10 protein-coding genes are annotated in these 13,729 nt (G+C 38.9%); 8 read left to right on the top strand and 2 right to left on the bottom strand.

The window, feature by feature from the left end:
• Positions 1 to 34 precede the first annotated feature (34 nt).
• The gene (locus tag AAGD37_RS02540) at positions 35 to 355 is read right to left on the bottom strand and encodes a 2Fe-2S iron-sulfur cluster-binding protein (RefSeq protein ID WP_341760005.1); all 321 of its coding nucleotides are present in this window, start codon (positions 353 to 355) and stop codon (positions 35 to 37) included.
• 222 nt (positions 356 to 577) lie between these two features.
• A complete protein-coding gene (locus AAGD37_RS02535; RefSeq protein WP_341760658.1) occupies positions 578 to 4,300 on the bottom strand; it encodes a vitamin B12-dependent ribonucleotide reductase in 3,723 nt (1,240 codons plus the stop codon).
• Positions 4,301 to 5,218: 918 nt separating this feature from the next.
• On the opposite strand from AAGD37_RS02535, the gene AAGD37_RS02530 reads away from it, so the two are divergent.
• The 8 genes from AAGD37_RS02530 to AAGD37_RS02495 all read left to right on the top strand — a co-directional run bounded on the left by AAGD37_RS02530 (position 5,219) and on the right by AAGD37_RS02495 (position 13,700).
• Positions 5,219 to 5,974, top strand: a complete 756-nt coding sequence (locus tag AAGD37_RS02530; protein WP_341760004.1) for an antibiotic biosynthesis monooxygenase family protein — start codon at positions 5,219 to 5,221, stop codon at positions 5,972 to 5,974.
• A 9-nt stretch (positions 5,975 to 5,983) separates the two neighbouring features.
• A complete protein-coding gene (locus tag AAGD37_RS02525) occupies positions 5,984 to 6,538 on the top strand; it encodes a cytochrome b (RefSeq protein ID WP_341760003.1) in 555 nt (184 codons plus the stop codon).
• Positions 6,535 to 7,608: a CDGSH iron-sulfur domain-containing protein gene (locus AAGD37_RS02520; protein WP_341760002.1), complete on the top strand. Its 1,074-nt coding sequence runs from the start codon at positions 6,535 to 6,537 to the stop codon at positions 7,606 to 7,608. The genes AAGD37_RS02525 and AAGD37_RS02520 overlap by 4 nt, the downstream gene beginning before the upstream one ends.
• A gap of 204 nt (positions 7,609 to 7,812) precedes the next feature.
• Positions 7,813 to 8,196, top strand: a complete 384-nt coding sequence (gene rplS / locus AAGD37_RS02515) for a 50S ribosomal protein L19 (RefSeq protein ID WP_341760001.1) — start codon at positions 7,813 to 7,815, stop codon at positions 8,194 to 8,196.
• A gap of 223 nt (positions 8,197 to 8,419) precedes the next feature.
• Positions 8,420 to 10,303 (top strand): 1-deoxy-D-xylulose-5-phosphate synthase, encoded by a 1,884-nt coding sequence (gene dxs, locus AAGD37_RS02510; protein ID WP_424945459.1) that lies wholly within the window; start codon positions 8,420 to 8,422, stop codon positions 10,301 to 10,303.
• A 168-nt stretch (positions 10,304 to 10,471) separates the two neighbouring features.
• On the top strand, positions 10,472 to 11,095 hold the full coding sequence (locus tag AAGD37_RS02505) for an SCO family protein (RefSeq protein ID WP_341760000.1): 624 nt from the start codon (positions 10,472 to 10,474) through the stop codon (positions 11,093 to 11,095).
• Positions 11,096 to 11,300: 205 nt separating this feature from the next.
• Entirely contained in the window at positions 11,301 to 12,245 is a 945-nt protein-coding gene (locus AAGD37_RS02500) for an L-threonylcarbamoyladenylate synthase (protein WP_341759999.1), read from the top strand.
• A 21-nt stretch (positions 12,246 to 12,266) separates the two neighbouring features.
• Positions 12,267 to 13,700, top strand: coding sequence for an FAD-binding oxidoreductase (locus AAGD37_RS02495; protein WP_341759998.1), 1,434 nt, complete (start codon positions 12,267 to 12,269; stop codon positions 13,698 to 13,700).
• The last annotated feature ends 29 nt before the right edge of the window (positions 13,701 to 13,729 follow it).

Raw genomic sequence — 13,729 nt, 5'->3', positions numbered from 1 at the left:
TAAGAATGGTCTTCACTTTTTTCAAGTCAAGTATTTAAGCTTGACGCTCAGGAACATGAACAACTAAACCGTCCATCTCATCTGTTACTTTGATTTGACACGATAGACGTGATGATCGCTGAACAGCATAAGCGAAGTCAAGCATATCTTCTTCCATAGGATCAGCTTGACCAATCTTTTCTATCCATTTCTCCTCTATGTAAACATGGCAAGTTGCACATGCACATGCACCCCCACATTCTGCTTCAACACCTGGAACTGCATTTCTGATTGCGTTTTCCATAACGGTGGATCCATTCTCCGCCTTAACTTCAAAACGTGTTCCATCATGCACAATATAGGAGATCTTCACCATATTCTAAGACTTTATCGTTGGTCAGCTATATGCTCTCAGATATAGGTAAGAGAAAGAAACTGCAAGGAAAATGCATAAAAATAGAAAAGAAGAGATTTAAAGATGAAACCGTCAACTGAAAAAAAACTTTTTTATCACTGTTTTAATGTCCAAATTAATTATCATTAATGCTTTCAGAAACAACTTTTTTGTTGATCCGATAAACATTGGAGAGAATACTTTCTAGCTACACCCTGTGGTCGATCCGCAAGTCTCACATTTAAGACATGTCCCGTTGCGAACCATTGTAAAATCTTGACATTCAGGACAACTCTCTCCTTCATATCCTTGCATTTTAGCAATGACACGTCTTTCTCTTCTAGACAATTTGAGGCTTCTTTCTTCTGAAGAAGAACTATCCTTACGCTTGAAAGAGTTAATATTTTCTTGAATTCGCGTGTTCGGTATCTGTGCTTCTACATTAGCCGACATTGTAGAGAAAAAGCTACCACTTAATGCCGAGTTCTCATAAAAAACCTCTTCACTTTTTGTATGGACTGAGCTCTCTGAATCAACCTCATTGGTTTTACTAGAGATAACAGAGAGTTTATGGCCACGGGTAAGACCATGAGAAACTGCTTCGGTCTTTCCTTCTTGCATTCCTTTGCCAAGAGCAGTAGAAGCAAAGTTGGACGTATCGACATGACCAAGATCATGACGACCAAGGTAAGAAATAGCAAGCTCACGGAATGTGTAATCAAGAATAGAGGTTGCATTTTTAATAGCATCATTCCCTTTCACGAGACCAGAGGGTTCGAATTTCGTGAAGGTAAAAGCCTCTACATATTCCTCTAATGGGACTCCATATTGTAGACCGAGTGATATCGCAATAGCAAAATTATTCATCATAGCACGGAATGCAGCACCTTCCTTGTGCATATCAATAAATATTTCACCTATGCGACCATCATCAAATTCACCTGTTCGTAAATAAACTTTATGACCACCAACAACTGCCTTTTGTGTATAACCCTTGCGGCGATTTGGCAATTTTTCTCTCATTTTTATTTCAACAATCCGCTCGATAACTTTTCCAGAGATCTTTTCCGTAAGTTGTGTGGTACGGGCTACAGTTGGGGATTCAATAAAATCATCAAGACTCTCCTCCTCATTTCCTTCTTCTTCAATCAATGAAGAATTCAGAGGTTGTGAGAGTTTTGAACCATCTCGGTACAGGGCATTTGCTTTCAGTCCCAGTTTCCAAGATAACATATACGCGGCCATACAATCTTTAATAACCGCATTGTTTGGTATATTTATTGTCTTGGAAATAGCACCAGAGATGAAAGGTTGAACAGATGCCATCATAAAGATGTGGCTTTCGGTGGATAAATGGCGTTTGCCAATACGACCACAAGGATTTGCACAGTCAAAGATAGGTAGATGTTTTTTATGTAACCCAGGAGCGCCTTCCAGAGTCATCGAGCCACAACAGTGAACATTAGCAGCTTGAATTTCTTCTTTCGTGAAGCCGATGGCATCTAAGATATCAAAGTTAACATCATTGAGTTGTTTATCTGAAAAACCTAGTTTCTCTTTACAAAAACCTTCCCCAAGAGAAAATTTATTGATCGCAAATTTGAGATCAAAAGCTTGAGATAGGTAAGATTCTACGGTATCTATCTGTTGCTTGCTAAACCCTTTTTCTTCTAGTGCACTATGAGAGATAGATCGAGAATCTTTTAGTGTTCCTTTGCCTAAGGCATAGGTAATAATATCTTTAATTGTATCACTGTCATAACCAAGATTGGCAAGAGCTTTCGGTACAGTACGATTTATAATTTTAAAATAGCCACCACCAGCAAGCTTTTTAAATTTCACTAATGAAAAATCAGGTTCGATCCCGGTTGTATCGCAATCCATTAAAAGACCGATCGTACCGGTAGGTGCAATAACAGTCGTCTGAGCATTGCGGTAACCATAGAGACTCCCAAGTTCAACAGCTTTATCCCATGCTGATTTGGCATGTTGAGAAAGTCGAGTATCAGAAATATGTTCATGATCAAGGGGCATAGGTTTCACTGAAAGACCTTCATAGCCATCTTCTATCCCATGAGCAGCACGTTGATGGTTACGCATAACACGGGACATATGTTTTGCATTAGGTAAATATTGAGAGAAGGGACCCTGTTCCTTAGCTATTTCAGCGGACGTAGTATAGCAAATTCCAGTCATGATAGCAGCAATTGCACTACAAATTGCGCGGCCTTCATTCGAATCATACGGAATCCCTGCTGACATCAAAAAGCCTCCAATGTTAGCAAAACCAAGACCAGTGGTGCGGTAATTATAAGAACGTTGTGCAATCTCTTTTGATGGAAATTGCGCCATCATAATAGAGATTTCGAGTACTATCATCCACATACGGCAGGCATGTTCGAAGGATTCGACATCGAAAGTGTGATCATTCCGCTGAAATTGGATCAAATTTAGTGAGGCAAGGTTACATGCTGTATTATCAAGAAACATATATTCTGAGCAAGGGTTAGATGACCGAATCGGACCATCAGCAGGGCATGTATGCCAATCATTAATCGTCGTATTGTAATGTAGTCCAGGATCGGCTGACTGCCATGCTGCCGCTGCGATTTGTTCCCATAAATCACGGGCTCGGACAGTTTTGGTCACCGAGCCATCCTTTCTCGCAATAAGGTTCCAATTTCTATCATTTTCAACAGCTCTAAGAAAATCATCTTTGAGGGAGACTGAATTATTAGAATTCTGTCCAGAAACTGTTAGATAAGCTTCCGAATCCCAATCAATATTGTAAACAGGGAATTCAAACTTAGTGAATCCCTGTTTGGCAAGCTGAATGACCCGAGAAATATAGTTTTCAGGAACAGCAGATTTTTTTGCTGCATAGATTGCCATTTTCAACTCAGGATTATGATTAGGGGTAAAGCACTGATCATCATCACCTTTGCAGGTCAAGCAGGCCTTCATGATAGTTTTCATATGATAAGAAATAATTTTGGAACCTGTGACAATAGCAGCCACTTTCTGTTCTTCACGTACTTTCCAGCCTATGTAACTTTCTACATCGGGATGATCGATATCAATGACAACCATCTTTGCTGCACGACGAGTCGTTCCTCCAGATTTGATCGAACCTGCTGCACGGTCACCGATCTTCAGAAAAGACATTAAACCAGATGACTGCCCTCCACCAGAAAGAGGCTCGTTTTCTCCACGGATATGTGAGAAATTAGAACCGGTACCGGATCCGTACTTAAATAAACGTGCTTCACGGACCCAAAGATCCATAATGCCTCCATCGCCAACCAAATCATCACTAACGGATTGTATAAAACAAGCATGGGGTTGGGGATGTTCGTATGATGATTGAGACTTAGTTAACTCACCAGATTGATAATCTACATAGTAGTGACCCTGAGCGGGTCCATTAATTCCATAAGCCCAGTATAGACCTGTATTGAACCATTGTGGAGAATTAGGAGCAACTTTTTGCGTGGCCAGCATATAGCATAATTCATCATAAAAAGCTCTAGCATCATTTTCGCTATCAAAATATCCTCCCTTCCAGCCCCAGTAGGTCCATGTACCTGACAATCGATGAAACACTTGCTTAGCATCGGTTTCTGAGACATAACGCTTTGCCTTTGGCAATTTTTTAAGCTCTTCCTTGTTTTCAACAGATCGCCAAAGCCATGATGGTACACCGTTCTCTTCAACTCTTTTCAGGACCGCAGGAACACCCGCTTTCCGAAAATATTTTTGGGCTATGATATCACTTGCTACCTGACTGAACTGCTCTGGAACCCAAATCTCTTTAAGGCAAAATACAACAGAACCATCCAGATTTTTGATTTCGCTCTTTGCCAAGCGAAAGGGTACGTTTTCGAAGGGAGAAAGTCCTGATTCTGTGTAGCAACGCTCAATCCGCATTTTTTTTATCATCCCTTGTTTGGATAAGAGAGTTTGATTTAATGCTCTCTCTCTTGCTGTTGGTGCAGTTTGCTCTTCTGCCTTGATTCTTTTGTTTGATTTGACTCATTGTTCTCTTAAGGTTCCTACTGAAAAATAGAGACTAGAAAATAAATGACCGAACGACGGTAGGTGATTTTTAAATGACAGTCTTCAGTCTTATGCTGATTAAAAGTTTGCCATTCAGAACGGAAGAATGAATCAGGAGATCTCTTACGTCAACGCGCTTTAGCAGTTTAAAAGTTAATATAACCTTCTCTTAAAGAGTTTTTCCACAATAGAAAAAAATGAATAAACGGCTTTATTTAAAGACTTTTAACCCTTTCGTTTAAAGTTTTCAACGATCCTCTTTTTTAAGAGAAACAAATATAAAGGTTCCTATCATTGACGCTAGGTTCTCGTTTTTACTTAATCAAATAAGCTCTCTTAAGTATTTCGAATCTTTAGCGGTTGACCTTTTTTCAGCCTCTAGGTATAATTTCAGGTTTTGAATCCTATTCCTATTTTGAGGGTTTAAGACCTACTCCGTGCAGGGCTAGGGCTCTATCTCTTGATCAGATTTATCATATCGAATAGACGCTAACTTGTATGCTTTCTAGTAAAGGAAAATGTCTCTCTTGACAAAAGGATTATCATTAGACTGCCAGATTGGATCTAAATATCTAGGAATTCTTTGATTGCTTAGAGTTCCTTTCCTTGTAGAACATCCGTGGACGCTTAACAAATTTAATATACTTATTTTTTTCTTTAGACAAAAATGTGTGAAGAGATAAAATTATATGTCTTGGTTAAAGAAAGTCCAGTTCTCATATTAGAAATCCTTCAATTTACGAATTCTAATTAAAGATCTAATAAGTATCAAAGGGAGTATATATAAAGATGAAAAGGTGGGGATTAATAAGCGCAGTTTTGTTTTTCTGGACTTCAAATTTTGCTTCGGCCTTAGCTTGGGACAAGGAATTAGAGAATCTCAATTTGACTATTTTCCATTCTGTTGATGCTAATGAAGATGGTTTAGTCTCTAACCGCGAAGTTGAGCATTTTAGGAATTTAGTAATGCTATCTATGGATAGCAACGATGACGAGGAAATAACTCTATCAGAGTTTATGTCTTGGGATGTAGGATGGAAGGGAATTGCAAAAGAACGGAACAAAGAGGCTCAATATCGAACATCTCTTATTCAACTCTTCAAGAGTTGGGACCTAAATGGAGACACTAGTCTCTCCTTACAAGAGCAAAAATTATCACAATCCTACATCTCATCAAACGAACCCATGGATTTCAAGAATTTTTCTACTCACGTACAGATAATGGCAGTAATGAACAAAGCGATTGCTAAAAAATCTAATTCAGCAATACTTGTTACTTTTTTCTCAGTTCCTGCTGGAAAAGAAGAGGAATCTATAAAATATTGGGAAAATACTGCTAAATTTTTGCGGAGCCAACCAGGTTATATTTCCAGTGAACTCCATCAAGCCCTTTCCTCCAATGCAAAATTTCCTCTTGTTAATATTAGTAAATGGGACACCATTGATTCTTTCGATAAAGCTACCATCGCAATGAATAAATCAAGTACAATCAAATCAGTTGACGGACTCAATACTCATGCTTCATTATATAAAATTATACGTTAGGAATAAAAAATGATCAATCGAAGTGATAACTCACATTATTGCATTGTAGCTCTTACAATTCATTGGTTGTCAACGGTGCTTATCATCTCTCTTCTAGGATCAGGTTTTTCATTAGGACAAATCAGTAATCCGTTGATGAAAAATGATATTCTAAGATTACATTTTTTAATGGGCATTGCAACTCTCATTGTGACATTTAGCCGTATAGTTTGGTGGTTCCATTTTGATAAAAAACCCGATTTCCTAGAATCTTATCCAACGTGGCAAAAATTATCTGCCAGAATCGTTCATTTCTTATTCTATATTATCATTTTGGGTATGATAATAACTGGCCTCAGAATGTTCTCTTTGTCAGGAGCAGGAGTCCAGTTTTTAATTTTCGGGAATTTAGAAGATGCTTTGCCAGATTTTACTCTTTATTTTCCACGATCTCCTCATGCATTTGGTGCAAAGCTAATGATGGCCTTACTCCTGTTCCACGCTAGCGGAGCTATATATCATCATTTTATAAAAGACGATGATACACTACGCCGGATGTGGTTTGATAGTAAGGGTAGAAAATGAAAACAAAAATCCATTCCATTGCCGGATGCATTGGCTTCTTGATTGTGCTAATATTTTTTTTATCAACAGTCTATTCTGAGCTATTTGGTTCTTATGAAGATATTGTATTAGTCAAATCTAACATTCTAAAAGGAATTTTTTTCCTGAGCGCAACTATGATCATTGCGGGCGGGTCAGGGATTCGGTTAGGGGCCAATCGTATTGACTCGAAAGTTATAACAAAAAAGAGAAGGATGCCATTCATTGGAGCAAATGGTCTCCTAATTTTGGTCCCTGCTGCTTTTTATCTCGAATACAAAGCCTCCTCAGGCTCCTTTGACACTAAATTTTATTTAGTACAAGGATTGGAACTCATAGCTGGATTAACAAATCTCGTCATGATGGGCTTGAATATCCGTGATGGATTGATCCTCACGGGACGGATTCCTGAGAAGGCTCATGCTAAGAAGAGTGTATCAAATGGATCTAGCATTGAAGAAAGAGATGGTGGTCCTCTCATTGTAAAAGGGGTCAGTCGATTAATAAATGAAGATGGAATTCCTCTCGATACGAAGCCGATCATGGCCTTGTGCAGGTGTGGTGCATCTAAAAACCAGCCTTACTGTGATGGATCTCATAATGACATTGGTTTTGACAGTCGATGTTTGAACGAATATACATCTGGTTCTTTTCAGGAATACAAAGGTCGAAATATAACAGTCTATTATAACCGTTTGCTCTGCTCTCATGCTGGAGAATGTACAAAACACCTCAAACCAGTCTTTGATACATCAAGAACGCCTTGGATTATCCCCGACAATGCTTCAAGGGATAAGATTATTTTTATCATCATGACCTGTCCATCGGGTGCTTTATCATATAGATTAGACACTGAGGCGCCTCGACATGAAATAAGTAAGGAAAAAGGAATCAGTATCGATAAAGATGGTCCTTATCGTGTTGTGCGTATCCCGCTTGTATCTTCATCTTCTATCCAAGGTGCCTGTTCTAAAAAATTCGTTCTTTGCCGCTGTGGAATCTCAAAAAATAAACCTTATTGTGACGGTAGCCACAAAGAGAGGAAAGGGTAAAAGAGATGGTTTTCATAATACATTAAATCGCACAAATCATTGTATTCTGATCATTTTTAATTTATCATGATGGACTAGCTTGATTCTAGGAAATCATTTTTGATTATAGTTAGGAAGATTTGTAAAGATAGGTCACTTCTTCAGCCTTATTAAGGTTATAATTTTTCTAACTAGCTGAAATCCTTTTATAAAGAGGTTTTAATTATGGCTAATATCATTGAGCAACTTGAAAAGGAGCAGTCTCAAAACATTGAAACGAAGCGAAGATTACCGGATTTCTCTCCAGGCGATACTCTTCGTGTTCTGGTTCGTGTAACAGAAGGCACTCGTGCACGAATTCAAGCTTATCAAGGTGTATGTATAGCCAGAAAAGGTTTTGATCTGAATGGAAGCTTTACCGTTCGCAAAATTTCATATGGGGAAGGTGTCGAACGTGTTTTTCCGCTCTATTCACCGATGGTTGAAGGGATTGAAGTACTACGTTTAGGTCGCGTTCGCCGGGCAAAGCTTTATTATCTACGTGGCCTTCGTGGAAAATCAGCTCGCATTACTGAAAAGACAGCAGGGCGTTCTGCCAAGAGTAAATAATCTTTCCTGATTCCTAAAACAATGTCTTTGGTAGTATGGTTCTTTTCTGCTTACAAAAACCAATATAGTTTCCATTGTAATGAGCTCTATAGTCTCCTTATGAGATAGTATTTTTTGCTGAAAGAAATTGTTAAGACTAACCACCGTCATCAGTATAATCGATGAGACTAAAGGCAATGTAAAGAATGATTTAAAATATATCATCCTCATTGTTGGTACACCTGTGATTTCAAAGACCCCACTTCTTGATACTATTAGTCTTCCATCTGATTTACGCCAGTTGAAGGATTCAGCACTCAAACAAGTTGCTGAAGAACTCCGAAATGAGATGATTAATACTGTTTCTGTTACTGGTGGTCATCTAGGAGCTGGGCTTGGCGTAGTAGAATTAACGATTGCTTTGCATTATGTATTTAAAACTCCTCAAGACCGTATTATTTGGGATGTAGGACATCAGTGTTATCCGCACAAAATATTAACAGGTAGACGGAACCGTATTCTTACCTTAAGAAAAAAAGGAGGATTATCTGGATTCACCAAACGTTCTGAAAGTGTTTATGATCCGTTTGGAGCGGCTCATTCATCCACCTCAATTTCTGCTGGACTCGGTATTTCTGAAGCCTCTCGACTTGAAGGGGTAGAACGCGATGTTGTTTCAATTATAGGTGATGGTGCGATGTCGGCTGGCATGGCCTATGAGGCGATGAATAATGCAGGACACTTGAATGCCCGCCAGATCGTTATTCTTAACGACAATGATATGTCAATTGCGCCTCCAACAGGTGCAATGAGCGCCTATCTTGCTCGTCTAGTATCAGGAAAAACCTACTTATCGATTCGTGAAACAGCAAGGCAACTGACTGCTTATTTGCCTAAGTTTTTCTATGAAAAGGCAAGAAAAACGGAAGAGTTTGCAAGAGGGTACTGGATGGGTGGTACCATGTTTGAAGAACTAGGATTCTACTATGTGGGTCCGATTGACGGTCATAATTTAGATCATTTATTACCTGTCTTACGTAATGTAAGAGACGCTAAAGATCGCCCTATTCTTATTCATGTAATTACAAAAAAAGGTAAAGGATATGCTCCTGCGGAGGGAGCGTATGATAAATTGCATGCTGTTGCCAAATTTGATGTGGCGACTGGAAAGCAAGAAGAGAGATCAACCAATGCACCCTCTTACACTAGCGTTTTTGGGCATTCTCTTGTTCAGGAAGCTCGGAAAGACAAAAAAATTATAGCAATTACAGCTGCTATGCCGAGTGGTACAGGAGTTGATATTTTTCAAGAAAACTTTCCTGATCGAACCTATGATGTTGGGATTGCCGAACAGCACGCTGTCACTTTCGCAGCAGGCATGGCAAGTGAGGGTTACAAACCATTTTGCGCTATCTATTCAACATTTTTGCAAAGAGCCTATGATCAAGTGATTCACGATGTATCCATACAAAATCTCCCTGTTCGATTTCCTATAGATAGGGCAGGATTTGTTGGCTTTGATGGTGCCACGCATGCCGGTTCTTTTGATCTAGCTTATCTTTGCTGCCTTCCTGGATTCACTGTTATGGCTGCATCTGATTCAGCTGAACTTAAGAATATGGTCAAGACAGCAGCAGCTTTTGATGAGGGGCCGATTGCTTTTCGATATCCCCGTGGAGAAGGAGCAGGAGAAATCCCTAAAAAAGGTCAGATCCTCGAGATCGGTAAGGGACGAATTGTAAAAGAAGGCACAAAGATTGCGATTTTGTCTATAGGATCACGCCTAGGCGACTGCCTACTCGCTGCAGAAGAACTTGAAATTCATAATCTATCAACTACTGTCGCTGATGCCCGTTTTGCGAAACCTTTAGACACCGACCTTTTATCACAGCTTGCCCATCATCACGAAATATTGATTACAGTTGAAGAAGGATCTGCTGGTGGATTTGGATCACATGTTTTACAATACCTAGCTAGGCAAGGGTTTTTGGATTCAAACTTGCGTGTTCGTCCTCTTGTAATGCCTGATGTTTATATAGATCAGATGTCATCAGAAGAAATGCTGACTCTTTCTGGCCTTGATTGCAAGTCAATTATCCAGACTATATTTAATACCTTGCTCATTTAATTTAGTTGACTAATATTAATTAAATGCATGATTTATGTTTTTTGATTTTGATAAAGTGAAAGACAAGAATTAATACTTCATGTATTTTTGACTAAGGTATCGCCTATCCTCCTGTTTTCGAGGTATGAGAGGCGTCTTATCATGTATAATAGAATTTATAATAGGAGAATGAAGAGAAATAATGAAGAGAATGCACTACACTCTGTGGGGTTCGATTTTCCTGCTTGTTTTTTTTTCTCTTATTTGACCGTAAACTGGAGTTTAGAACAATGGGGAGAAGATGAGAAAACTATTATAGAAAAAACGAGTATTGGCGGTCCCTTTTCAGCCTTGCGAGCGAATGGAACTCAGATCACTTGGGATGATATGAAAGGACGGCCTCATATTCTTTTTTTCGGTTTTACACATTGTCCAGATATATGCCCAACTACTTTACATCAAATTGGTTTATGGCTCGATCAAATTGGTCATGAAGCAGACAAAATCGATGCATATTTTGTTACCGTTGATCCAATGAGGGATAAACCTGAAATCTTATCAGCTTATTTATCGGCATTTAATAAACGAATCACGGGAATTACAGGATCAAAAAATCAGATTGAAAAAATTATTAAGGCTTGGGGTATCTTCGCTGAAAAAGTCTCTTTTAAGGATGAGGACTATGTAATGAACCATATTTCATCAGTCTATCTCATGGATTCATCAGGCAAATTTTGGGGAACAATAGGGCATGGTGAAGATATGAAGATTGCAAAACAGAAATTATTACGTTTGTTATCTAGTGCAAATTAATCAGATTCTGATCTGAATCGAAGAGTAGCTAGAAACTATCATCCTTCAAAATATGTTTCGTTAAAAGTAATAGAGCTCTTTAAAAGAAGTATTTATAGATGTGAGACCATCATACATATAAATCAAAATTTATCAGTTGGACTTGTGCATTTTCTTACGGTTCTTATGGGTAATGGGTGTGCTCTTTGATATTCAAACCTCGTTAATGGAAGGCTTAAACGCGGCAAGAACTGCGCTTTATGATGGCCAGTTGGTTGGAGTGCCAACAGAAACAGTTTACGGTCTGGCAGCTGATGCTACCAACTGTGAGGCTGTGGTCCGTATTTATACAGTCAAAAACAGACCATCTTTTAATCCTCTGATTATCCATGTTTCTAATCTCGCTATGGCCCATAAGTATGGTCAGTTCAATGCCATTGCCGAGCATCTGGCCTTAGCATTTTGGCCAGGACCGTTGACACTCGTCGTCCCATTGAATGATAGTAGTGGAATCAGCCCTGTCCTAACTTCTGATCTCAAAACGATTGCGCTTCGTCAACCACAGGGAGTCATGGCAACCTTATCAGAACTTCTTCAGAAACCTCTAGCGGCTCCTAGTGCTAATGTTTCAGGTAAACTGAGTCCAACACGTGCATCACATGTTCAAGATAGTCTTGGTGATTCTGTGGATGTTATTCTTGATGCAGGGCCCTGTATAGTTGGACTAGAATCTACTATCATTCAGATTGATGATCTTGGCTGTTTTCTCCTACGTGAGGGGGGGATAGCAAGTGAAGATATTGAATTAATCCTAAAACAGAAATTTAAATCTATGAATCTGAAGAAAAAAGAGGGCTCTATTATAGCACCTGGTATGCTATTATCACACTATGCCCCTTCAAAACCTCTAAAATTAAATGTAAACAGCATTAGCATTAATCCTAAAGATGCACTACTTGCTTTTGGACAACAACCGATCCACGAACAGACATGTGTTGCAGTACGTAATCTTAGCACCAGTGGAAATCTCGTAGAGGCTGCAAAAAATCTTTTTGCTATGCTTTCAGAACTGGATAAAACCGATGCATCCTCAATTCTTGTACAACCAATCCCTTTTGAGGGATTAGGTGCTGCTGTTAATGATCGTTTAAAACGAGCTGCTTCAAGATAAAAATATTAGGATATAAACCTCATGACCTGTCTAATAAATCCAGGTTTGATTGATGAATTTTCAACCATTGTTGGTAAAAGATACACTCTAACAACGTCAGAAGATGTTCATCCTTACACAAGGGATGCACGGGGTCGCTATAATAATCCAGCACAGTTGGTATTGAAACCTAGTACAGTCAAGCAGGTTTCAAATATCCTTAAGCTGGCAACAAAGACAAGAATAGGAATTATTCCACAGGGGGGAAATACAGGATTATCCGGTGGAGCACTCCCTCTGAATGGAGGGGATAAAAACGAGATTATCGTTTCAATGGAGCGGATGAACTTGATTTTAGAACCAGACCTTGAAACTAATACAATGGGAGTTGAAGCGGGCTCAATCTTACGAGATGTACAAAAAAAAGCGGATGAGGTTAACCGTCTTTTTCCTTTATTCTTGGGATCAGATCGTAGTTGCCAGATCGGTGGCAATATTAGTTCCAATGCGGGTGGGATGGGAGTTTTAGCTTATGGCAATACGCGTGAACTGATCATGGGGCTAGAAGTCGTTCTGCCCAATGGTGATATTTGGAATGGCTTGAGCTGTTTGCGTAAAGACAATACTGGCTTTGATTTAAAAAATCTCTTTATCGGCGCTGAAGGTACACTAGGGATTATCACAAAAGCGATCTTAAAATTATGTTCTAAACCGAGAGGCCAAAAAGTGGCACTGGTGTGTTTGGAAACCCCTTCACAGGCACTTCAGTTACTCAATCAATCGCAATTTATTGCGGGTGGTGAGTTGACAGGATTTGAACTCATGTCATCTCTAGCCATGGAGTTTACATTGAAATATAAAGCTGATAATATTCAGCGCCCCTTCATAAGGACAGCACCATGGTATGTCCTCATAGAGATTTCCTCTAGAATATCCAATCAAGATGCTTACGATAAATTGAAAACTATCTTGACCTTTGCTTACAAAAATGATCTGATAATTGAAGATAATGTTTCTCTTTCATCTGATCAGAACGAATCATTCTGGCGCTTGCGGAGAACTTTATCTGAATCACAAAAATCGCAAGGGGCGTCAGTTAAGCATGACATCTCTCTACCTCTTAATACCATTCCTTCCTTTATAAACCAGGCAGATAGAGCAATTATGAACTTAATACCTGGTGCTCGTATTTGCAATTTTGGCCATTTAGGGGATGGGAATCTACATTATAATATTACGCAACCAGTGGATTGGAATAGTGCTGACTTCTATAAACATGAAGCAGAAATACAGACTTGTATCTATGAAATAGTAGAGAAATTTCAGGGATCCATTTCTGCAGAACATGGAATTGGGCAGATGAAAACAGATAAACTAGAACAGATAAAAGACCCTATTGCTTTATCAATGATGAAGAAGATCAAACAATCATTTGATCCTGGATATATTATGAATCCAGGAAAACTTTTAAAGTAGTTTATCTGACTTTGTTCATTGAGTAATAA

The organism is Candidatus Endowatersipora endosymbiont of Watersipora subatra (genome assembly GCF_964026585.1).
Lineage (GTDB): Bacteria > Pseudomonadota > Alphaproteobacteria > Rhizobiales > Rhizobiaceae > Pseudahrensia.
This window is presented reverse-complemented; position numbering and strand designations above follow the sequence as displayed.

Coding starts and splice junctions, on each gene's coding strand:
- AAGD37_RS02520 (WP_341760002.1), top strand. CDS start 6,535: ATGAAAACAAAAATCCATTCCATTGCCGGATGCATTGGCTTCTTGATT.
- AAGD37_RS02540 (WP_341760005.1), bottom strand. CDS start 355: ATGGTGAAGATCTCCTATATTGTGCATGATGGAACACGTTTTGAAGTT.
- AAGD37_RS02500 (WP_341759999.1), top strand. CDS start 11,301: ATGGAAGGCTTAAACGCGGCAAGAACTGCGCTTTATGATGGCCAGTTG.
- AAGD37_RS02505 (WP_341760000.1), top strand. CDS start 10,472: ATGAAGAGAAATAATGAAGAGAATGCACTACACTCTGTGGGGTTCGAT.
- AAGD37_RS02495 (WP_341759998.1), top strand. CDS start 12,267: ATGACCTGTCTAATAAATCCAGGTTTGATTGATGAATTTTCAACCATT.
- AAGD37_RS02525 (WP_341760003.1), top strand. CDS start 5,984: ATGATCAATCGAAGTGATAACTCACATTATTGCATTGTAGCTCTTACA.
- rplS (WP_341760001.1), top strand. CDS start 7,813: ATGGCTAATATCATTGAGCAACTTGAAAAGGAGCAGTCTCAAAACATT.
- AAGD37_RS02535 (WP_341760658.1), bottom strand. CDS start 4,300: ATGCGGATTGAGCGTTGCTACACAGAATCAGGACTTTCTCCCTTCGAA.
- AAGD37_RS02530 (WP_341760004.1), top strand. CDS start 5,219: ATGAAAAGGTGGGGATTAATAAGCGCAGTTTTGTTTTTCTGGACTTCA.